This window comes from Vulcaniibacterium tengchongense, from assembly GCF_003814555.1.
GTDB classification, from domain to species: domain Bacteria; phylum Pseudomonadota; class Gammaproteobacteria; order Xanthomonadales; family Xanthomonadaceae; genus Vulcaniibacterium; species Vulcaniibacterium tengchongense.
Genome location: NZ_RKQN01000001.1, coordinates 1,022,033 through 1,043,021 on the forward strand (window position 1 = coordinate 1,022,033; position 20,989 = coordinate 1,043,021).

Genomic DNA, 20,989 nt, shown 5'->3' on the forward strand with positions numbered 1-20,989 from the left:
CACGCGGAGCACGATCGTCGGGGGAGTTCTCAGATCGAAGGCGGCCCGGCCGGAGCCGGGCCGCCTTCGCGGTTGCAACGTCGGGCGGAAATCAGTCGCCCTTGCCGAGCTGCTCGCGCAGCAGCGCGCCCAGCTTGGTGGTGCCGCTGGAGGCCTCGGCGGCCTGGCGGTTGTAGTCCGCCAGCGCCTCCTGCTGCTCGGCCTCGTCCTTGGCCTTGATCGACAGCTGCATCGCACGGCTCTTGCGGTCGGTGCCGATGATCTTGGCCTCGATCTCCTGGCCGACCTTCAGGTACTGCGAGGCGTCCTCGACGCGCTCCTTGGCGATGTCGCGCGCGGCGACGTAGCCTTCCACGCCGTTGTCCAGCTCGATCGTGGCGCCCTTGGCGTCGACTTCCTTGACCTTGCCCTTGACGATCGAACCCTTGCTGTTCGACGCCACGTACTGGCCCAGCGGATCCTGCTCGAGCTGCTTGACGCCGAGGCTGATGCGCTCGCGCTCCGGATCGACCGCCAGCACCACGGCTTCCAGCGTGTCGCCCTTCTTGTAGTTGCGGACCACGTCCTCGCCGGTGGTGTTCCAGCTCAGGTCGGACAGGTGCACCAGGCCGTCGATGCCGCCTTCCAGGCCGATGAAGATGCCGAAGTCGGTGATCGACTTGATCTGGCCGGACACCTTGTCGCCCTTCTTGTGGATGGCCGCGAAGGTCTCCCACGGGTTGCTGGTGACCTGCTTCATGCCCAGCGAGATGCGGCGGCGCTCCTCGTCGACGTCCAGGACCATGACCTCGACCTCGTCGCCGACCTGGACGATCTTCGACGGGTTGACGTTCTTGTTGGTCCAGTCCATCTCCGAGACGTGCACCAGGCCTTCCACGCCCGGCTCGATCTCGACGAACGCGCCGTAGTCGGTGACGTTGGAGACCTTGCCGAACACGCGGGTGTTGGCCGGGTAGCGGCGCGAGATGTTGTCCCACGGATCCTCGCCCAGCTGCTTCAGGCCGAGGCTGACGCGGTTGCGCTCGCGGTCGTACTTGAGCACGCGCACTTCCAGCTCCTGGCCGACTTCCACCACCTCGGACGGATGGCGCACGCGCTTCCACGCCATGTCGGTGATGTGCAGCAGGCCGTCGATGCCACCGAGGTCGACGAACGCGCCGTAGTCGGTGAGGTTCTTGACCACGCCCTTGAGGATCGCGCCTTCCTGCAGCTTCTCCATCAGCTGCTCGCGCTCGGCGCTGTACTCGCTTTCGACCACCGCGCGGCGGGAGACCACGATGTTGTTGCGCTTGCGGTCGAGCTTGATGAGCTTGAACTCCAGCTCCTTGCCCTCGAGGTACGCGGAGTCGCGGACCGGACGGACGTCGACCAGCGAGCCCGGCAGGAAGCCGCGCACGTCCTTGATGTCGACGGTGAAGCCGCCCTTGACCTTGCCGCTGATGCGGCCGGTGATGGTCTCGTTGTTCTCCAGCGCCTTCTCGAGCTCGTCCCACACCATCGCGCGCTTGGCCTTCTCGCGCGACAGGACGGTTTCGCCGAAGCCGTTCTCGATCGAGTCGAGCGCGACCTTGACTTCGTCGCCGATGCCCACGTCGATCTCGCCGGCTTCGTTCCGGAACTGTTCGATCGGCACGATGCCTTCGGACTTCAGGCCGGCGTTGATCACCACCACGTCGCCGCGGACGTCCACGACGGTACCGGTGACGATCGAGCCCGGCTTCAGCTTGGCCAGGTTCTGCTGGCTCTGTTCGAACAGCTCGGCAAATGATTCGGTCATTGAAAAATACTCGGTTGAACACACGGGCCGAGGTGTTGCGTCCGGCCCACCTGTTGGTCTGGCATGCGCCAGGGTTGATGGAAATCCGGCGCCTCGCGGCCCCGGGGCTTGCGCTTCTCTACTGCTGGCATCTTCCGGGCGTGCGCCCGGAGGGAACCACCGCCGCCTGCGCACGAACGCGAAGGCTTGCGTGGGGACGGAGATCGAAAAGCGATGCGCCATGCCGGCCGCATCCCGTTCGAGCCCTCCCCGTCCTCCTGCCGCGGGAAGGCAGCCGGACGATCGCGGCGAACGCCGCTAGCGCCGGACCCACTGCAACACCCGCTCCACGACTTCGTCGATGCCCAGCCCGGTGGTGTCGATGTGGACGGCGTCTTCGGCCGGCCGCAACGGCGCCACCGCGCGCTGCGCATCGCGGGCGTCGCGGGCGAGAATCTCCCGCAGCAGACTGTCTAAAGTAACCGAAACCCCCTTGTCTTTCAACTGCTTATAGCGCCTTTCCGCGCGTTCCTCGGCGCTGGCGGTCAGGAACACCTTGTGGGGCGCGTCGGGGAAGATCACCGTGCCCATGTCGCGGCCGTCGGCGACCAGGCCGGGCGGGCGGCGGAAGGCCCGTTGCCGGTCCTTGAGCGCGGCCCGCACCTCGGGGATGGCGGCGATCGCCGAGGCCGCCGCGCCGGCGGTCTCGGTGCGCAGCTCGTCGGTGGCGTCGAGGCCGTTGATCAGCACCCGCGGCTCGCCGGCGCCGTTCTCGCGGAACTCCACTTGGGTGTCGAAGGCGCAGCGGACCAGCGCCGAGGGATCGGCCAGGTCCAGGTCGGCCCAGCCGGCGGCGACGCCGACGGCGCGGTACAGGGCGCCGGAGTCGAGGTAATGCCAGCCCAGGCGGGCGGCGACCAGGCGGCTGACCGTGCCCTTGCCGGAGCCGGAGGGCCCGTCGATGGTCAAGACCGGGACGAAAGGATGCGCGGACGGGCTGTTCATCCGCGCATTATGCGGCAGCCGCCGGCGCTCCTGGCCCCGCCCGGGCCGGCCGCACCCGCCGGCCCGGGGCGCAAGCACTTGATCAGCGGGGAATTTACCCGCTAGAATCGCGGGCTTCGTTCGTCATCCATAATATCTGCCGAGGTCTGTCATGAAGGTCCTGTCCTCCCTGAAGTCGGCGAAGGCCCGCCACCGCGACTGCAAGGTCGTGCGCCGCCGCGGCAAGGTCTTCGTGATCTGCAAGTCGAACCCCCGCTTCAAGGCGCGCCAGCGCTGAGCGCCGGGCGCGATTCGCGCCGTGCAGTTCCGGGGTTCCCCCGGGCCGAAGAAGCCGCCGCGAGGCGGCTTTTTTCGTTTCCACCGGCGGCCGCGCCCGCGGATGCGCGAAAACGTGACGGCGGCAAGCTGCCGGCGCGGCCGAGGCTGCGCTTACAATCGCGCCATCGCCAAGGGGGCCCCATGAACACCACTCGCTTCGCCGTACCGTTGTGCGCGCTGCTCTTCGCCGCCTCGGGCCTGGCCTCGGCCCGGGCCGAAACGCTGCTGATCGAGCGGGTCCGCGAGGAAAACCCGGCGCAGTTGCCGACCCGCGGCCTGACCATGGCCCAGGTCGAGGCCCGCTACGGCGCGCCGAGCCAGAAGCTCGAGCCGCGCGGCGGGCAGAAGCGCCAGTGGCCGGCCATCCATCGCTGGGTGTATCCCGCCTTCACCGTGTACTTCGAGAAAAACAAGGTGATCGACGCGGTGGCCAACAAGGCCTCGGCCGGGGAGATCGGGCCGAAGCCGCCGATCCGCTGAACGGACCGCGCGCCACCCGGGGCGGGTTTGCGCGACAATAGCCGGCTTCCGGGCTTTCGCCCGCTCGCCCTCCACTGCCGCCGGCGCCCGCCGCCGCGGTCCGCACGAGAATCGCCCCGCCGATGACCGAACGACTCCGCTTTCCCGCGGAATGGGAACCCCAATCCGCGGTCCTGATCGCTTGGCCGAACGCCGACACCGACTGGGCCGAACGGCTCGACCAGGTCGAGGAGACCTATATCGCCCTGGTCGCGGCGATCACCCGCTTCGAGGACGCGGTGGTGGTGGTCGCCGACGAGGATGTCGAGGCCTATGCCCGCGCGCGGCTGTCCTCGGCCCGGATCGACATGGGCCGGGTGCGCTTCGTCGAGGCGCCCTACGACGACACCTGGCTGCGCGATTCCGGTCCGATCACCTTGCGCGACGGCAACGGCTTCCGCCTGCTCGATTTCCGCTTCACCGGCTGGGGCGGCAAGTTCGACGCCAGCCAGGACGATCTGCTGGTCGAACGCCTGCACGGGATGGGAATCTTCTCGAACAGTTCGCGGCAGGCCATTGATTTTGCTTTGGAAGGCGGCGCCATAGACACCGACGGGGCGGGCACCCTGCTGAGCACCTGGCGCTGCTTGCGCGAGCGCCATCCGGGCGCCGACCGCCCCGAGCTGAGCCGGCGCCTGGCCGAATGGCTGCGCCAGGACCGGGTGCTGTGGCTGGAGCACGGCTACCTGGAAGGTGACGACACCGACGCCCACGTCGACACCCTGGCCCGCTTCGCCGCGCCGGACGCCATCGTGTTCCAGGCCTGCGACGACCCGGCCGACTCGCATTACGCCGAGCTGGAGGCGATGGCCGCCGAGCTCGCCGCGCTGCGCACCCGCGACGGCGAACCGTACCGGCTGTTCCCGCTGCCTTGGGCCAAGCCGATCCTCGATGGAGGCCGGCGCCTGGCGGCGAGCTACGCCAATTTCCTGATCGTCAACGGCGCGGTGCTGATGCCTGCCTACGGCGACGAGGCGGACGCGCGCGCGCAGGCGGTGCTGGCCGAGGCCTTCCCCGCCCGCGAGATCGTGCCGGTGCCGTGCCGGCCGCTGATCTGGCAGAACGGCAGCCTGCACTGCATCACCATGCAGCTGCCGGCCGGCCTGATCGAAACCGGCGCGGGCAAGGGATAACCGCGGCGGGAGAGGACGGGCGCGCGCGCCCGTTCGCCGTCCTGCCCTCCCGTTCCCGCCCCGGGGCCGTCACCGCGGCCGGCCTACAATTTCGTCCCCTGCCGGCGTCGAGCGCCGGCCCGCACCCACGGAATCGCGATGAAGAAGACCACCCTGCCCGTCGCCCTGATCCAGGAGCGCAACCACGGCGACGCCGAGGCCAACCTGGCGGTGATCGAACAGCGCGTCGGCGAGGCGGCCCGGCGCGGAGCCAAGCTGGTGCTGCTGCAGGAGCTGCACAACGGCCCGTATTTCTGCCAACACGAGGCGGTGTGCGAGTTCGACCTGGCCGAGCCGATTCCCGGCCCGAGCACCGAACGCCTGGGACGGCTGGCCAGGCAGCACAACCTGGTGCTGGTCGGCTCGCTGTTCGAGAAGCGCGCGATCGGGCTCTACCACAACACCGCGGTGGTGTTCGAGAACGACGGCTCGATCGCCGGCAAGTACCGCAAGATGCACATTCCGGACGACCCGGGCTTCTACGAGAAGTTCTACTTCACCCCGGGCGACCTGGGCTTCGAGCCGGTCGACACCTCGGTCGGCCGGCTGGGCGTCATGGTGTGCTGGGACCAGTGGTATCCGGAAGGCGCGCGGCTGATGGCCTTGGCCGGCGCGGAGCTGCTGCTGTACCCGACGGCGATCGGCTGGGACCCGGGGGACGAGCAGGCCGAGAAGGACCGCCAGCGCGATGCCTGGATCCTCAGCCATCGCGGCCATGCGGTGGCCAACGGGCTGCCGGTGCTGAGCTGCAACCGGGTCGGCCACGAGCCCTCGCCGCTGGGCACCGCCGGCATCCGGTTCTGGGGCAGCAGCCATGTGCTGGGCCCGCAGGGCGAGTTCCTGGCCGAGGCGGGCACCGACGAGCCCGAGATCCTGATGGCGGACGTCGACCTGGAACGCAGCGAACACGTGCGGCGGATCTGGCCGTTCCTGCGCGACCGGCGGATCGACGCTTACGGGGACCTGCTCAAGCGCTACCGCGATTGAGCCGCGGGCCCTCAGGCAACCCGGAACGCCGAGGCCGGGCGCGGGCGATAACCCCTCCGCCGCGTGCGCCTGGAGCGGCCGCCTGCGCATGCGCCGAGCGATTTCGAGGCTCGGCCGGCGCCCTTTCGACTCAATGGCTTGCACGCCATTCGGCTCCCTCCTTCGCGGAAGATGAAGGCAAGCGCCTGATTTCCGGTTACGACGCACTTCGATGCGAGCACGCACAACCGCCGCATCAGTGCCTTGCGCATCTTCCTGGCTTCGAGCCTTCTATTCGCCCGACCAAGACCGTGGCGACGAACGGCGGCACCTGACCGAACGGTCGTGCTAATCTGTACCGCATGTCCACCCTGACCGCCACCGGCAAAGGCGCCGCCACCCGCGAGGCGATCATCGACCGCGCCTACGGCATCGCCCGCTCCGCCGGTCTGGAGGGGTTGTCGATCGGACCGCTGGCGCAGGCGGTCGGCATGTCGAAGAGCGGCGTGTTCGCCCATTTCGGTTCGCGCGAGGAACTGCAGCTGGCCGTGCTCGACGCCGCGGCCGAGCGTTTCGTCGCCCACGTGCTGCATCCGGCGTTGCGGCAACCGCGCGGGTTGCCGCGGCTGCGCGCGATCATGGAAGGCTGGTTCGATTGGGGCCGCCAGTCGGAAGGCGGCTGCGTGTTGCTCGGGGCGGTCAGCGAGTACGACGACCGTCCCGGCCCGCAGCGCGAGCGCGTGCTGCAGCAGCAGCGGCAATGGCGCGAGCAACTGGCGCGGGCGACGCGCCTGGCGATCGACACCGGCGAGCTCGCTGCCGATACCGATCCGGCGCAGCTGGCCTTCGAACTGTACGGCCTGGCACTGGGCGTGCACCACGACGCGGGCCTGTTCGGTTTCGACGCCGCCGCCGAGCGCGGCCGCCGCGCGCTCGAGCGCCTGTTCCGCGCCTACGCCCCGACCGCTTCCTGATTCTTCGCCCGAGGCCGCTGCCGTGTATCCACTGATCGCGAAAATTAGCACGACCGTTCGTAAAGTCATGATGCTGTACGGATTGCGCCTGGGTTTCGCGGTCGGCGGCCGGATCGCTCCGGACGCGGCGCTGCGTCGCGCCGCGCGGCTGTTCTGCACGCCGCTGCCGAGCACCCGGCGGCGCGCCCTCGCCGCGCCGCTCGCCGATGCCCGCGTCGACGAAGTCGAGATCGACGGGCGGCGCATCGTCGCCTACGTCTGGGGCGAGCCGGGGCGGCAGCCGTACGTGCTGTTCGCGCATGGCTGGTCCAGCCACGGCACCCGGGTCGCGGCCTGGGTGCCGGCGCTGCGCGAGGCCGGCTATGCCGTGGTCGCGTTCGACCAACCCGCGCATGGGCGCAGCCCGGGACACCTGGCCACCCTGCCCGACTTCGTCCGCCACCTGCTCGCGGTCGGCGCGCACTACGGCCCGGCCGCCGCGGCGATCGGCCATTCGCTCGGCGGCGCCGCGACCGCGGTGGCGCTGGCGCGCGGGCTGCAGGCCGGGCGCGCGGTGCTGATCGCCCCGGCCGCCGACCCGGTCGCCGCGGCCGAGCGGTTCGCCGGCTTCATGTGGATCGGCGCGCCTCTGCGCCGGCGCATGCTGGCCTACTTCGAATCGCTGATCGGTTTCGGCTTCGACGAACTGCAGGCGCACCGCAATGCGCCGCGGATCGGCCGCCCGGCGCTGATCGTGCACGACCTGGAGGACCGCGAAGTGCCGTGGGCCGAGGGCGAGCGCTACGCCCGCTTCTGGCCGCAGGCACGGCTGATCAGCACGCGCGGCCTGGGTCACAACCGCATCGCCGACGACGCGACGGTGATCGCGGCGACGCTGCGCTTCCTGCGCGGCGAATGCGTCGGCGAGCGGGTGGTGTCGAGCCCGAACCTGCCGTACGGCATCGCCTAGCCGATCGGCCGCGCGTCGCGGTCCGCGCCATCGCCGTCGCGGCCCGCCGGACGCGCATACCCTTCCGCGGCGGGGCGGCGCGCATCGCCTGCCGGATCGCGTTGGCGCCGCGAGCCGGCGCCGCGCGGCGGTCCGCGCCGCAACCCCGGCGTGGCGCACGCGGTTCGATCCGGTTCCGGACGCGATGCATGCGGGCGGTCTCCGGTTTGCCGCCCGCACGGGCAGCCTCTATCCTGCCTGCCTTTCCGCGCGCCCCCACGCCTGCGAATGAACGAAATGACGTCCCCTGGCCTGCTCGGCCAGCCCCATGCGATCGTCGAACGCGACGGCGTGCGCTACACCCTGCTCGGCACCGCGCACGTGTCGCAGGCCAGCGTCGAGGCGGTGCGCGACGCGATCGGCAGCGGCGCCTACGACGCGGTCGCGGTCGAGCTCGACCCGCAGCGTCTGCAGGCGCTGACCGATCCGGACGCGCTGTCCCGGCTCGACCTGATCCAGGTGCTGCGCACCGGCAAGACCGCGTTGTTCGCCGCCAACCTCGCGCTCGCCGCGTACCAGCGCCGCCTGGCCGAGCAGCTCGGCATCGAGCCCGGCGCCGAACTCAAGCGCGCCGTGCTCGAGGCCCGCCAGCGCGACCTGCCGGTGCACCTGATCGACCGCGACGTGGGCCTGACCTTCAAGCGCGCCTCGAGCCGCCTCGGCTGGTGGGGCCGGGCCAAGCTCGGCGGCGGCCTGCTGGCGGCGCTGTTCGTCGACGAGAAGGTCGGCGAGGACGAGATCGAGAAGCTCAAGCAGGGCGACCTGCTCGAATCCAGCTTCGGCGAGTTCGCCAGCGACAGCCCGACGCTGTACGAGACGGTGATCGCCGAGCGCGACCGCTACATGGCGGCGCGGCTGCGCGAGGCCGGCGCGGAAAGCCGCGGCGAGGCGCGCGAGGTGCTGGCGGTGGTCGGCGCCGGGCACCTGCAGGGGCTGGCGCGCCACCTGCGCGAGGAGACGCGCGCGCCGCAGGCGATCCGCGAGGAGTTGGAAGCGCTGCCGAAGAAGAGCGAGGTGCCCTGGTTCACCCTCCTGCTGGCGCTGTTCGTGCTCGGCGGCTTCGCCTGGGGGTTCTGGCGCGGCGGCCTCGACGTGGGCTCGGACCTGCTGCTGCAATGGGTGCTGGCCACCGGCGTGCTCGGCGCGATCGGCTGCGCGATCGCCGGCGGCCATCCGCTCAGCATCCTGGTGGCGTTCGTCGCCTCGCCGGTCACGCCGCTGCATCCGGCGCTGGCCTCGGGCACGCTCAGCGCGCTCACCGAGGCCTGGCTGCGCAAGCCGACCTATGCCGACTTCATGGCGCTGCGCGACGACGTGCAGACGCTGCGCGGCTGGTGGCGCAATCGCGTCGCCCGCGTGCTGCTGAACTTCTTCCTGACCAGCCTCGGCACCGCCATCGGCGTGTGGACCGGCGGCGCGCGGATGATCTGGCGGCTGTTCGGCTGACGGCCGCGCCTCCCGGCGACGGGAAGGCGCCGGGCGCGGTCGAGAAAGGAACGCGCCGGGCGCGCCACCGCCCTCGCCGGCTGCGCGGCCGTGTCCCTCTCCCGCTTGCGGGAGAGGGAGCCGTCGCGATCACTCCGCCTGCAGCGCCGTCACCGCGGCGGCCGGCACGGCCTCGCCCCGGCCGCGGGCGCGGCGGACGATGCGCTTCATGCCGTTGCTGAGGTCGTCGAGGATCGCGTAGATCGTCGGCAGGAACAGCAGGCTGACCACGGTCGAGAACGCCAGCCCGCCGGCGATCGCCCGCGCCATCGGGAAGTAAGGCGGGCCGTCGCCGCCGATCTGGGTGGTGCTGAGCGCGATCGGCACCATCGCCAGGATCGCCGTGCCCATCGTCATCAGGATCGGGCGCAGGCGCTCGCGGCTGCCCTCGACCAGGGCGTCGGTGCGCGACATCCCGCGCCGGCGCAGGTTGTTGATGTGCTCGATCATCACGATGCCGTTGTTCACCACCACGCCCATCAGCACCAGGATGCCGATGAAGGCCATGATGTTGAACTCGGTGCCGGTGAGCCAGAACAGCCAGAACACGCCGAACACCGAGAACAGCACGCCGGACATGATCGCCGAGGGGAACAGCAGCGATTCGAACACCGCCGCCATCACCACGTAGATCATGACCAGGGCGATCAGCAGGTTGAACATCATCTGCTTGTTCGCCTCGGCCTCGTCCTCGAAGCCGCCGCCCTCGAAGGTGTAGCCGTAGCCGGCCGGGAACGACACGCCCTTGAGCACCTCCTCCATCGCCTTGCGCGCTTCCGACATGGTGGCCTTGCCGTTGAGGTTGGCCTGGATGGTCAGCGCGGTCTGGCGGTTGGCGCGGCGGACCTCGGTCGCGGCCGGGCGCACGTCGACGTCGACCATGCTCAGCAGCGGCACGGTGCGGCCGTCCGGCGCGCGCACGGTGAAGGTGGCGATGTCCTCCACGGCGTACCTCTCGGCGCCGGAGAAGCGCACCCACACCGGAACCTCGGTGTCGCCGCGGCGGAACTCGCGCAGCGGCGCGCCGCGCAGGGCCAGGCCCACGAACTCGGACACCTGCTGGGCGCTGAAGCCGAACGAGGCCGCGCGCTCGCGGTCGACCCGCACCGACAACTCGCTGTTCTGGTCGCCGGCGTCGATGCGCACGTCGCGCAGCTCCTTGCGCCGCGCCAGCATCGGCACGATGTCGCGGCCGATCTCGGTCAGCATCTCGGACGAGTCGCCCACCAGCTGCACCTGCACGCTCTGCCCCGGCGGCCCGCCGCCGCCCGGCCCGCCCTGGTTGCCGACGCCGATGGTCGCGCGCGCGGACTTGGGCAGCTCCTTGCTGATCGCGTCGACCAGCGGCTTGGGGTCCTTCACCGAATCCTCGAAGGTGATCCGCGTGCCGGCGCCTCCGACTTCGCTGTACCAGGAATAGATCTGGGCGAGGCGGAAGCGCTTGCGATTGGCGTCGAGGAAGCGTTCCACCCGCAGCACCTCGTCCGACATCTGTTCCTTGGTGTAGCTGCCCTTCCACTGGTAGAACAGGTTGACCTCCTTGCCTTCCTGCCCGCCGAACATGTTCTTCTTGGTCAGCACCATCGGCGCCAGGCTGACCGCGACGATCAGGGCGATGCCGAGCACGCTCCAGCCGCGGTGGTCGAGGGTCCAGCGCAGCAGGCCGGCGTAGCGCTTCTGCATGCGCGGGATGAGGCCGTGCGCGGCGTTCACCGCCGGCGGCGTCTTCAGCCGCGCGGAGATCATCGGGATCAGGCTGATGGCGACCAGCCACGATGCCAGCAGCGACACCGAGATGGTGATCGCGATCTGGGCCAGGTAGATGCTGAGGAAGTTGCGCTCGCCGAACAGGTTCGGCACGAACACGATGCAGTGGCACAGCGTGCCGGCCGAAAGCGCGATGGCGACGTGCTTGGTGCCGAGGATCGAGGCCAGGCGCGGCTGGTCCGGCATCTTCTCGCGCTCCTGGTAGATGCTCTCCACCACCACCACCGCGTTGTCGACCAGCATGCCCACCGCGAGCAGCAGGCCCATCATCGACAGGATGTTGAGCGTGACCCCGGCGAAGTGCATGAAGCCGAGGGTCATCACGAAGCAGATCGGGATCGCCAGCGTCACCATCAGCGTCGACGGCCAATGGCGCAGGAAGAAGAACAGCACCACGATCGACAGCACCAGGCCGATGGCGCCGGCCTCGGCCAGCTCCAGCAGCGAGGAGGTGACGTTCTCGCCCTGGTCCTCGATGATCTTGACCTGGATGCCGCGCAGCGCCGGCGCCCGGCGGATCTCCTCGACCTCGGCCAGCGCGGCGCGCGACACCTCGACCAGGTTGGCGTTGCGCTCCTTGTACACGTCGATGCCGACCGCGGGGCGCCCGTCCAGGCGCCGGCCGTAGTCCATGCGCGCCGGCTTGAGCCGGATCTCGGCGATGTCGCCCAGGCGCACGCCGCTGTTGTTCAGCACCAGGTCGCGCAGTTGCTGCAGGTCGGTGAGTTCGCCGACCGGCTGCACCCGCAGGCGCCGGCCGCCGTCGTCGATCTGCCCGGCCGAGATCGAGAAGTTGACGGCCTTCAGGCGCTCGGTCAGGTCGTTGAGGACGATGCCGTGCGCGGTCAGCCGGTCCGGCAGGATCGCGATCTCCACCTCGTTCGGCGGCGCGCCGGACACCTCGACCCGGGCGACGCCGGGGATGCGCTCCAGCCGGCGCTTGAACTCGCGGTCGATCAGGTCGTACTCGCGGGTGAGGTCCATCTCGCCGGCCAGGCGCACCCGCAGCACGGGTTCGTCGGTGGTGGAGAACTTGAAGACGTTGTAGCGCTGCAGGTCGTCCGGCAGGTCGTCGCGGATCGCGTCGATGCGTTCGCGTGCCTCGGAGGCGGCGATCGCCACGTCGCGGTCCCAGTCCGAGAACTGGATGAAGATGTTGGCGCCGTCGGCGCGGGCGCTGGCGTCCATGCGCTTGATGCCCGACATGGTCGACAGCGCCTCCTCCACCGGGCGCAGCACGGTGCGCTCGACCTCCTCGGGCGTGGAGCCGGTGTACGGCATCTGCACGAAGATGAAGGGCGGCGAGACCTCCGGGAACGCCTCCAGCGGCAACCGGATCGCCGCGATCAGCCCGATCACGAACAGCGATACGAACAGCATGATCGTGGTGACCGGGCGCTTGATGCTCAGTTCGGCGACGGTCATGCGCGCGTCCTCACGCCTGCTCCGGGCGGGCGCCCGGCCCGGCCAGCGGCTGCTGCTCGCCCTCGATCAGCGCCTCCACCGCCGCGTGCTCCCGGCGGGCGCGGCGTCCGCGTTCGCGGTAGTACTCGTCGGCGCGGCGGTCGAGCAGGTCGTAGACCACCGGGATCACCACCAGCGTCAGCAGGGTCGAGATCAGCAGGCCGCCGATCACCGTGATCGCCATCGGCGAGCGCACCTCGGCGCCCTCGCCCACCGCGAGGGCCAGCGGCAGGAAGCCGAACAGGGTGCAGGCCGTGGTCATGACGATCGGGCGCAGGCGCGAGCGCGCGCCTTCGATCAGCGCCTCGCGCTTGGCCACCCCGGCCTCGCGCAGCTGGTTGACCTTGTCGATCAGGATGATCGCGTTCTTCGTCACCAGGCCCACCAGCAGGATCAGGCCGATGAACACCACCACTGAGATCGGCGAACCGGTCAGCACGAGCGCCAGCACCGCGCCCACCAGCGCCAGCGGGATGGTGAACAGGATCACGAAGGGGTGCAGCAGCGATTCGAACTGCGAGGCCATCACCAGGTAGACCAGGAACACCGCCAGCCCGAACGCGAACAGCAGCGACTTCACCGAGCCGGCCAGCTCCTCGCCCTGGCCGCCGATGTGCATGCGCACGTCGGCGCCGAGCGGCTGCTTGGCGACCATGTCCTGCACTTCCTGCACCGCGGTGCCAAGATCGATGCCGCGCAGGTTGGCCGAGACGATCGCCACCCGCACCTGGTCGGCGCGGTGGATCTCGCTCGGGCCGGTGGTGGCGACGACGTCGGCCACCGCCGACAGGCGCACCGGGCGGGCGCTGCCGGGGTTCACGATCAGGTTGCGGATGCCCTCGACCGAGTTGCGGTCGTCCTCGCGCGCGCGCACCAGCACGTCGATCTTGCGGTCGCGGAAGCTGTAGCGGGTGGCGACTTCGCCGCGCACCTTCTTCACCACGACGTCGGCGATCTGGCGCGTGGTCAGGCCGAGCGCGCCGGCGCGGTCCTGGTCGAAGCGGATCTGGATCTCCGGGAAGCCCTGCTCCACCGTCGACTTCACGTCGGCGTAGTGCGGGCTGGCGCGCAGCATCGCGGCCATCTGCTGCCCGGCGCGCTCGATCGAGGCCAGGTCCTGGCCGCGCAGTTCGATTTCCAGCGGCGTGGAGAAGCTGAACAACTCGGGGCGGCTGAAATCGACCTGAGCTTCCGGGTACGCGGCCATGGTCGCGCGCAGGCGTTCGGTCTCCTCGGCCTCGACCTGCTTGCTGCCGCCGTCGGCCATGATCACGTCGAGCTTGCCGATGTTCTCGCCGCTCTCGGTCGGGTTCGCGTCCAGGCGCGTGCCGCTGCCGCTGACGCCGTACAACGCGCGGATGCCCGGGTCCTGCGCGTGCCGGCTCTGCACCGCGCGCACCAGCGCGTCGGTTTCGCGCAGCGGCGTGCCCGGCGGCAGCTTCACGGTCATCTCGAAGCGGTCCTGGGCGAGCTGGGGGATCAGGTCGGCGCCGAGCATCGGCACGATCAGCAGCGTGCCGGCGAACGCCGCCGCGGCCACGCCCAGCACCAGCGCGGGCCGCTGCAGCGCGCCCGGCAGCAGGCGCAGGTAGCCGCGCTCGGCGCGGGCGTACGGCGCCATCGCCAGGTCGCTGGCCTTGCGCATGACCGGCCCGACGATCGCCGCCAGCAGGCGCCACAGCCGCACCAGCCCCCACGCCGCGGCGAACACCAGGCCGCGGATCGCCGCGCCCAGGCCGTGCCCGGTCGCCGCCAGCGGCTTCTGCAGCTTCGACCGCGGCTGCCAGCGCGGATGCGCCGGCTCCTCCGGGAAGCCCAGCGGCGGCCGGCCCTTGAGCGCGCTGAGCATCGGGATCAGCGTCATCGACACCACCAGCGAGATGCCGATCGCCAGGGCCACCGTCATGGCCTGGTCGCGGAACAGCTGGCCGGCGATGCCCTCGACGAACACCAGCGGCAGGAACACCGCGATCGTGGTCAGGGTCGAGGCGACCACCGCCATGCTGACCTCGCGGGTGCCGACGATCGCCGCCTCGACGATGCCCAGGCCGCGCTCGCGCGCCTTGGCGATCGATTCCAGCACCACGATCGAGTCGTCCACCACCAGGCCGGTCGCCAGAGCCAGGCCGCCCAGCGACATCACGTTCAGGCTCAGCCCGAGCTGGCCCATGAAGAAGAACGTGGCGACGATCGACACCGGCAGCGACAGGCTGATCACGAACGTGCTCCAGCCGTCGCGCAGGAACAGGAAGATGATCAGGATCGCCAGCACGCCGCCGATCACCGCGTCCATCTTCACGTCGCTGATCGCATGGCGGATGAACTGCGACTGGTCGTCGACCGTGGTCAGCTCGACGTCGGCCGGGATCTGCTCGCGGATCTGCTCCAGCCGCGCCTGCACCGCGTCGGCGGTGGCGACGGTGTTGGCGTCGCCTTCCTTGTAGATCGCCAGTTCGACCGCCTCCTTGCCGGCCAGGCGGATGATCGCCTCGCGCTCCTTGAAGCCCTGCCGCACCTCGGCGATGTCCTTCAGCCGCACCGGCTTGCCGCCCGCGGCCACGGCGCTCGAGTTCGAGGTCGTGCTCTGCAGCGACGAGGCCGCGGCGATCGCCTCCGCCGAACCGGTGGCCGCGGCGATCGCCAGCATCTGCTGCGCGGCCGCGGCGGTGGCGTTGTCGCCGCCGCCCTGCACCGTCACCAGCATCTCGCGCATCTCCTCGACGGTCGCGAACTGGTTCACCGTGCGCACCAGGTAGCGCTGCGCGCCCTGCTCGAGGCGGCCGCCGGAGACGTTGACGTTCTCCTGCTGCAGGCGCTGGATCACGGTATCGATCGGCAGGTTGAGCTGGGCCAGCTTCTGCTGGTCGATGTCGACCTGGACCTCGTCCTCGAGACCGCCGCCGACCTTGACCGCGGCCACGCCGTCGACCGGCTCCAGCTTCTTCTTCAGGTCGTCGTCGGCGTAGCGGCGCAGCGCGGTCAGGGTGCGCACGTCGTCGCGGCCGTCCTTCGAGGTCAGCGCCAGGCGCAGGATCGGTTCGGTCGATGGATTGAAGCGCAGCAGCACCGGTGCCTCGGCTTCGAGCGGCAGCTGCAGCACCTCCAGCTTGTCGCGCACCTCGAGCGAGGCCTGGTCCATGTCCGTGCCCCAGGCGAATTCGAGCACCACGTCGCTCTGGCCGGTGCGCGAGACCGACTTGAGCTTGCGCAGGCCCTTGACCACGCCGACGGCCTCCTCGACCGGCTCGGTGATCAGGGTCTCGATCTCCGCCGGCGCGGCGCCGGTGTACTCGGTGCGCACCGTCAGCGTCGGATAGCTCAGGTCCGGCAGCAGGTTGACCTTGAGGTCGCCCAGGGCGATGCAGCCGAACAGGAACATCGTGATCCAGAACATCGCCACGGTGACGCGGCGACGCGTGGAAAACTCGACCAGGCCGGACATTTCCGCGGAAGGCTGGCTCACGTTCGCTCCCGGTCAGCGCTGGGCGGCGGCATCGGCGGCGGCGACCTGCGCGCCCTTGGCGGCCGGCGCGATCACCTGCACCGGGCTGCCGTCGCGCAGCGCGGTCTTGCCGGCGACCACCACCTGGTCGCCTTCCTTGACCCCCTGGCGGATCTCCGCCCAGGCGCCGTCGAGGTAGCCGAGCTTGACCGGCACGCGCTTGCTCTTGCCGCCCTGGACCACGAACACCGCGGGGTCGCTCTCGTCGTCGAGCAGCGCCGCGCGCGGCACCACCAGCGCGTCGGCACGCTGGTCGTAGTCGATGCGCAGGCGGCCGAACATGCCCGGCTGCAGCTCGCCGCCGGCGGCGAAGGCGCAGACCACGCGGAAGGTGCCGCTGCCGGAGTCCACCACCGGCGCCACGCGGGCCACCGCGCCCTTGAAGGTCTTGCCCGGCAACGCGTCGACCTGCAGCTGCACCGGCAGGCCCGGTTTCAGCGTCGCCAGCTCGCGCTCGGGCACGTTGAGCGTGGCCTCCAGGCGCGAGGTGTCGACGATGCGCATGATCGGCGTGTTGATCTGGACGAAGTTGCCGGTCTTGATCGAGCGCGAGGCGATCACGCCGGAGATCGGCGCCTCGACGTTGGCGTAGGACAGTTCCAGGTTCGCCAGGCGGTTCGCGGCGCGCGCGTTCTCCAGGTCGAAGCGGAGCTGGTCGTGGTCGTTGGCGCTGAGCAGGTTCTGCTCGGCCATCTGCTTGGCGCGCGCGTAGTTGGCCTCGAGCTTGCGCATCTGCGCCGCGGTCTGCGCCGCCTGCAGTTCGGCGCGCGCCGAGTCCAGGCGCACCAGGGTCTGCCCCGCGCGCACCGGCTGGCCTTCCTCGACCAGTACCGCGAGGGCCACGCCCGAGGTCTTGGCCACGACCTGCGATTCGGCCACCGGTTCCAGCGGCGCCGTGCCGGTGTAGCTTGCGGCGATCGCGCGGCGCCCGGCCTTCGCCACTTCCACCGGCACCGCCTCGGGCGGCTTCTCGCCCGGCTTGGCCTGCGCGTCGGCCGGGCCCGCGCCGCCCTTGCAGGCGGCCAGCGCGAGCAGACAGGGCAGCAGGACCGCGGCGGAACGCGCGAAACCGTGGCTGCGCGAACGGGAAAGCTGATGCATTGCGAAGGACCCCGGATGGTTGAGACCGGCTCCATGCCGGTGTTGTATGTAGGTATATCACCCAGTCCCGCAGCCACCATCCGCCGAAGGTCATGGTGACTGCCGGACTAAGCGCGGCGCGAGCAGGTTTCCGCACCCGCGGCGCGGCGCCGCTTCCGCCTTCGCCGCGCCGCGTCGTGGCGCGCCCCCGTGAGGAGCAACGCAGCGCCGCGTGCGCACGGGCCGGTTCGCTCCTTTGGATGCGCGAGGGGGCGGCTTCGTTGCGGCGTGAACGCAGGCTATACTCGCCGACTTATGCGTGGCCGCGCCCGCGCAGCCAGCTCACTTTCGCCAGCCATTCGAGATTGCGGACTTACGACATGATGCGACCGCTGATGATCGCCGCCTGCCTCGCCCTGACCGCCGCCGCGTCCGCCGCCGCGGCGCAGGAGACGACCCAGGCTCCCGCCGCCGCCCCCGCGTCCGCCGCGCCGGCCCTCAAGGGCGATCCCCAGGCCGGCCGCCAGCTGACCTACACCTGCCACGGCTGCCATGGCGTCACCGGCTACAAGAACGCCTATCCGAACTACCACGTGCCCAAGATCGGCGGCCAGCCGGCGGAGTACCTGGTCAACGCGCTCACCGAGTACAAGCGCGGCACGCGCAAGCACCCGACCATGCAGGCCCAGTCGCAGAGCTTCTCCGACCAGGACATCGCCGACATCGCCGCCTTCCTTTCCTCGCTGAAGTGAGTGAGCAGACGACCATGACGAACAAGCTTCTCGCCATCGCCCCTGCTCTCCTCGCGGTCGCGTTCGCCGTGGCCGGCTGCTCGCAGTCGGATACGCCGGCCGAGCACTCCGCCGCCGACCGCGGCGAAGGCCACACCTCCTCGTCGGCCGGCCTGCCCGCCGGCCACATCGCCGCCGGCGAAAAGCTCGCCAAGACCAAGGGCAAGGCCACCGGCCAGTCCTGCATCGACTGCCACGGCCCGGAAGGCAATGCGCCGATCGACGCGACGTATCCGAAACTCGCCGGGCAGTACTACGACTACATCGCCCACGCCCTGCAGGCCTACCGCAGCGGCGACCGCGAGCACGCGCTGATGTCGAGCCAGGCCAAGGACCTGACCGACCAGCAGATCGCCGACCTGGCCGCATACTTCGGCTCGCGCCAGGGCAGCCTCCGCGACCTGCACGGCGCGCACGACTGACCGGCCGCCGCCCGGCTGGCAAAGGCCCGCTTCGGCGGGCCTTTTCGTTTTTCCGCCACCGGAACCGCGGGCTTAGTCGCGAGGATGCGGCGCGCCGACGCGCTCCCCGCTCTCGGGACGGGCGAATAGCCTGCTTCGGCTTCCCGCGGCGCGCCGCGGTCCGAGCGGCCGGGGCACGGCGTGCACGGCTTCGGCGAGAGGAGCGCCGCCGAAGGAACCCGCGGGCGCCTGTCAACGCCGGGCGCGCGGACCCAGGCGGCCTGCGCTGCGCGCAACCGGGAGCGGCGGCGACCGCGCCGAAAGCGACGGGTCCGCGGCGAGGACCGGGCAGGCACGCCGAGGCGGCCTGCATCGCGTTCGCCGATGAATGCCCGGACGCCGCGGCGGGGCGGCTCGCCGGGCTGCGCTTGCACGAGCGCGAGGCAACGGACGCGAGCGACGCCTATCGCCGCACCGAACCGTTGTCCTCCTGCAACTCGGGCTTGAACGGGATGTCCGGCGGCGGCCGCGCCGTGGCGGGCTGCTCGTTGAGGTTCGGATCGCTCAGGCCGCAGGCGCCGCCGAACGCGAGCAGCGAGACAATGCACTGGATGCGCTTGTTGGTGCCCGGCAACGGGATCGAGACCTCCTCGATGCCCTTGCGCACCCATTCGGCCAGCAGGGTCTCGTTCGGCACCCAGTACCGGTCGAACGAAGTCGGCTCGTAATCGTTGGGTTTGCGCTTGAGCCAGGTGCCGGCGCGGTCGAGATCCTTGATCTCCTGGGTGATCGTGCCCGGCGGCATGCCGGGCGAGGCGGACCCGGACGGCTCCGGCACGCGCACGCTGCCGTCGCGGTCGTACAGGCCCGGCGGGGTACCGCGCTGCGCGCCCGGGCTGTTGCGCGTCGATGCGCCCCAGTCGTCGCTGCGCGCCGGCGTGGACCAGCTGCCCGGGGCCGGCGCAGGGCGCGGCCCGGCGCCCGGATCGCCGGGCCGCGGCGCCGCCGCGGGCGCGGGCGCGGCGGTTGCGGGCGGGGTGGCGGCGGGGGTCGCCGCCGGTGCGGCCTGGCTCGCCGCCGCGCGCGGCGGGCCGGCGGATGGCGGGCTCGGCATCGGCACTTCGGCCGTGCGCACCGGCGGCGCCGCCGCGCGCAGTTCCGGCACGGGCAACGGCGGCGTGTCGAGCGGGCGCACCGCCGGGCGCGGCAGCGGCGCGGCCACTTCGCGCTCGCGCACCTGCGGCTCGGGCGCGTCCAGGCTGGGCGCCGCCAATTCGGGCCGCGGCAATTCGCGCCGGATCGGCTGCACCGGTTCGGCCACTTCGCGTTGCGCCAGGGCCGGGCTGGGCGCGCTCAATCGCGGCGCCTCGATGCGCGGCTCCGGCGGCCGCCGCCGCGTCGGCGGCAGCACGAATACCTCCGGCGCCTGCGGCGTCGGTTCGCTCACGGTCACCGGCTGCTCGGGCGCGGGCGTGGCCGGCAGCTGCGGCTCGGGGACCTCGCGCTGCGGCACGTCCGGCAGCGGCGCCTCCAGTGCCGGCTGCGGCAGCGCGGGCGGCGGCACCGCCCCGGCAGGACGGGACGCCGGCGACTGCGGCCGGGTCGGCGGCTGCGCCGGCGATGGCGCGGCAGGCTGCGCCTGCTCGCTTGGCGGCGCGCCGCCACCGGGTTCCTGCGGCGTGCCCGCGCCGACGAATTCCACCTGCACCACGTCCTCGCCCTGCGGCGGCTCGCCGACCTGGGCATAGCGCAGGTACATCAGGTACAGCAGCAAGGCGCCGAACAGCAGATGCCACAGTGCGGTGACGAGCGCCGCGGCCCAGCTCAGGCGCCGGTCGCGATAGTCCGCCGGGTGCCAGCCCTGCCGCCACAGCCGGGTGAACGCCTGCCAGCGGCTCAGATCGCCCACGCGCGGCGGCGGCACGGCCGGCGGGCGCTGCAGGAACGCTTCGACGAAGGCCTCGGCCGGCGCGCCGGTGACCGCGCCGGCGCGCTCGCGCATGCTCGCGAACCAGGCCGCCCAGCCGGGCGGGAACTCGCCCGGCGGCCGGCGCCGGTGCGGCGCCACCAGCAACAGGCGGCGCTGCACGGCGTGGATCAGATCGGCGGCGGAGAACATCTACGTCGCCGTGCCCCGGCTCAGGCCGCCGAGTCGCGGCGGATGTAGGGCGCGTCGCCGCTGGCGTGGTCGGTGGCGTCGCGCACTGCGGTCACGCCGGGCACGCGGGTCAGCAGGGTCTTCTCGATGCCCTGCTTGAGGGTCACGTCGGCCATGCCGCAGCCGTGGCAGCCGCCGCCGAACCGCAGCGTCACCGTGCCGTCGGCGTCGACCTCCTCGACCGCGACATGGCCCCGGTGCGAAGCCAGCTGGGGATTGATCTCGTGCTCGACCACCCAGCGCACGCGCTCGACCAGCGAGGCGCTCTCGCCCGGGGCTTCGCCCTTGATCTTCGGCGCGCGGATCTGCAGCTGGCCGCCGGTGGCCTGGGTCTCGTAGTCGATCTCGGCGCCGTCCAGGTACTTCACGCTGGCCGCGTCCAGCCACAGGGTGAAGCCTTCGCAATCCACCGCCCATTCGTCGCCGCGCAGGTCGGCCGGCTCGGCGAACTCCAGGCGCACGTCGGCGCGCGGGGTGCCGCCGTCGATCGCCGCCAGCCGCACGCCCAGGCCCGGCACGGCCTCGCGCTCGATCAGCTTGCGGAAGTGGCGCTGGGCGGATTCGGAGATATGGATCATCGGCGGCTCGGTGCGGCGCGGCGGTGCGGGTGCACGAGCCGGCGGGCGGATTCGGAAAACACGGT

16 protein-coding genes are annotated in these 20,989 nt (G+C 71.2%); 9 read left to right on the forward strand and 7 right to left on the reverse strand.

All coding sequences use genetic code 11. The features are described 5' to 3' along the window. Positions 1-91: 91 nt before the first annotated feature. Together rpsA and cmk are read right to left on the reverse strand one after the other, a co-directional pair. Entirely contained in the window at positions 92-1,777 is a 1,686-nt protein-coding gene (gene rpsA / locus EDC50_RS04540; protein WP_123769250.1) for a 30S ribosomal protein S1, read from the reverse strand. A 297-nt stretch (positions 1,778-2,074) separates the two neighbouring features. Continuing rightward, entirely contained in the window at positions 2,075-2,761 is a 687-nt protein-coding gene (cmk, locus tag EDC50_RS04545) for a (d)CMP kinase (protein WP_123769251.1), read from the reverse strand. 151 nt (positions 2,762-2,912) lie between these two features. Between cmk and ykgO the strand changes: the two genes are divergently transcribed. The 7 genes from ykgO (at position 2,913) to EDC50_RS04580 (ending at position 9,144) form a co-directional block, all read left to right on the forward strand. Further along, on the forward strand, positions 2,913-3,038 hold the full coding sequence (ykgO, locus tag EDC50_RS04550) for a type B 50S ribosomal protein L36 (RefSeq protein ID WP_010342887.1): 126 nt from the start codon (positions 2,913-2,915) through the stop codon (positions 3,036-3,038). A gap of 182 nt (positions 3,039-3,220) precedes the next feature. After that, complete coding sequence (locus EDC50_RS04555) at positions 3,221-3,559, forward strand: hypothetical protein (RefSeq protein WP_123769252.1); 339 nt, start codon at positions 3,221-3,223, stop codon at positions 3,557-3,559. A 122-nt stretch (positions 3,560-3,681) separates the two neighbouring features. Continuing rightward, on the forward strand, positions 3,682-4,731 hold the full coding sequence (locus EDC50_RS04560; RefSeq protein WP_123769253.1) for an agmatine deiminase family protein: 1,050 nt from the start codon (positions 3,682-3,684) through the stop codon (positions 4,729-4,731). Between the two features lie 138 nt (positions 4,732-4,869). Then, a complete protein-coding gene (locus tag EDC50_RS04565; RefSeq protein ID WP_123769254.1) occupies positions 4,870-5,757 on the forward strand; it encodes a carbon-nitrogen hydrolase in 888 nt (295 codons plus the stop codon). 341 nt (positions 5,758-6,098) lie between these two features. Further along, entirely contained in the window at positions 6,099-6,710 is a 612-nt protein-coding gene (locus EDC50_RS04570) for a TetR/AcrR family transcriptional regulator (protein WP_123769255.1), read from the forward strand. Between the two features lie 22 nt (positions 6,711-6,732). Then, positions 6,733-7,659, forward strand: a complete 927-nt coding sequence (locus EDC50_RS04575; protein WP_242002992.1) for an alpha/beta hydrolase — start codon at positions 6,733-6,735, stop codon at positions 7,657-7,659. Positions 7,660-7,926: 267 nt separating this feature from the next. Then, entirely contained in the window at positions 7,927-9,144 is a 1,218-nt protein-coding gene (locus EDC50_RS04580; RefSeq protein WP_123769256.1) for a TraB/GumN family protein, read from the forward strand. 129 nt (positions 9,145-9,273) lie between these two features. Here EDC50_RS04580 and EDC50_RS04585 read toward each other — a convergent pair whose 3' ends face one another. From EDC50_RS04585 to EDC50_RS04595, 3 genes are read right to left on the reverse strand one after another with little or no spacing between them, the layout of a single operon-like run. Beyond that, on the reverse strand, positions 9,274-12,375 hold the full coding sequence (locus EDC50_RS04585; protein ID WP_123769257.1) for an efflux RND transporter permease subunit: 3,102 nt from the start codon (positions 12,373-12,375) through the stop codon (positions 9,274-9,276). Between the two features lie 10 nt (positions 12,376-12,385). Continuing rightward, positions 12,386-15,856 carry an efflux RND transporter permease subunit gene (locus EDC50_RS04590; RefSeq protein ID WP_123769637.1) on the reverse strand — a complete coding sequence of 1,157 codons (3,471 nt, stop codon included), beginning with the start codon at positions 15,854-15,856 and terminating at the stop codon, positions 12,386-12,388. Positions 15,857-15,889: 33 nt separating this feature from the next. Next, positions 15,890-17,017 carry an efflux RND transporter periplasmic adaptor subunit gene (locus tag EDC50_RS04595; RefSeq protein ID WP_123769258.1) on the reverse strand — a complete coding sequence of 376 codons (1,128 nt, stop codon included), beginning with the start codon at positions 17,015-17,017 and terminating at the stop codon, positions 15,890-15,892. A 362-nt stretch (positions 17,018-17,379) separates the two neighbouring features. Here EDC50_RS04595 and EDC50_RS04600 point away from each other — a divergent pair, with 362 nt between their 5' ends. Both EDC50_RS04600 and EDC50_RS04605 read left to right on the forward strand, forming a co-directional pair. Further along, the gene (locus tag EDC50_RS04600; protein WP_123769638.1) at positions 17,380-17,748 is read left to right on the forward strand and encodes a c-type cytochrome; all 369 of its coding nucleotides are present in this window, start codon (positions 17,380-17,382) and stop codon (positions 17,746-17,748) included. A gap of 14 nt (positions 17,749-17,762) precedes the next feature. Continuing rightward, positions 17,763-18,209: a c-type cytochrome gene (locus EDC50_RS04605; RefSeq protein WP_123769259.1), complete on the forward strand. Its 447-nt coding sequence runs from the start codon at positions 17,763-17,765 to the stop codon at positions 18,207-18,209. A gap of 442 nt (positions 18,210-18,651) precedes the next feature. Here EDC50_RS04605 and EDC50_RS04610 read toward each other — a convergent pair whose 3' ends face one another. Continuing rightward, complete coding sequence (locus EDC50_RS04610) at positions 18,652-20,307, reverse strand: hypothetical protein (RefSeq protein WP_123769260.1); 1,656 nt, start codon at positions 20,305-20,307, stop codon at positions 18,652-18,654. Positions 20,308-20,327: 20 nt separating this feature from the next. Further along, positions 20,328-20,924 carry an NfuA family Fe-S biogenesis protein gene (locus EDC50_RS04615; RefSeq protein WP_123769261.1) on the reverse strand — a complete coding sequence of 199 codons (597 nt, stop codon included), beginning with the start codon at positions 20,922-20,924 and terminating at the stop codon, positions 20,328-20,330. Positions 20,925-20,989 lie beyond the last annotated feature (65 nt).

Coding starts and splice junctions, on each gene's coding strand:
- EDC50_RS04565 (WP_123769254.1), top strand. CDS start 4,870: ATGAAGAAGACCACCCTGCCCGTCGCCCTGATCCAGGAGCGCAACCAC.
- rpsA (WP_123769250.1), bottom strand. CDS start 1,777: ATGACCGAATCATTTGCCGAGCTGTTCGAACAGAGCCAGCAGAACCTG.
- EDC50_RS04600 (WP_123769638.1), top strand. CDS start 17,380: ATGCGACCGCTGATGATCGCCGCCTGCCTCGCCCTGACCGCCGCCGCG.
- EDC50_RS04595 (WP_123769258.1), bottom strand. CDS start 17,017: ATGCATCAGCTTTCCCGTTCGCGCAGCCACGGTTTCGCGCGTTCCGCC.
- EDC50_RS04585 (WP_123769257.1), bottom strand. CDS start 12,375: ATGACCGTCGCCGAACTGAGCATCAAGCGCCCGGTCACCACGATCATG.
- EDC50_RS04580 (WP_123769256.1), top strand. CDS start 7,927: ATGAACGAAATGACGTCCCCTGGCCTGCTCGGCCAGCCCCATGCGATC.
- ykgO (WP_010342887.1), top strand. CDS start 2,913: ATGAAGGTCCTGTCCTCCCTGAAGTCGGCGAAGGCCCGCCACCGCGAC.
- EDC50_RS04610 (WP_123769260.1), bottom strand. CDS start 20,307: ATGTTCTCCGCCGCCGATCTGATCCACGCCGTGCAGCGCCGCCTGTTG.
- EDC50_RS04555 (WP_123769252.1), top strand. CDS start 3,221: ATGAACACCACTCGCTTCGCCGTACCGTTGTGCGCGCTGCTCTTCGCC.
- cmk (WP_123769251.1), bottom strand. CDS start 2,761: ATGAACAGCCCGTCCGCGCATCCTTTCGTCCCGGTCTTGACCATCGAC.
- EDC50_RS04605 (WP_123769259.1), top strand. CDS start 17,763: ATGACGAACAAGCTTCTCGCCATCGCCCCTGCTCTCCTCGCGGTCGCG.
- EDC50_RS04570 (WP_123769255.1), top strand. CDS start 6,099: ATGTCCACCCTGACCGCCACCGGCAAAGGCGCCGCCACCCGCGAGGCG.
- EDC50_RS04560 (WP_123769253.1), top strand. CDS start 3,682: ATGACCGAACGACTCCGCTTTCCCGCGGAATGGGAACCCCAATCCGCG.
- EDC50_RS04590 (WP_123769637.1), bottom strand. CDS start 15,856: ATGTCCGGCCTGGTCGAGTTTTCCACGCGTCGCCGCGTCACCGTGGCG.
- EDC50_RS04615 (WP_123769261.1), bottom strand. CDS start 20,924: ATGATCCATATCTCCGAATCCGCCCAGCGCCACTTCCGCAAGCTGATC.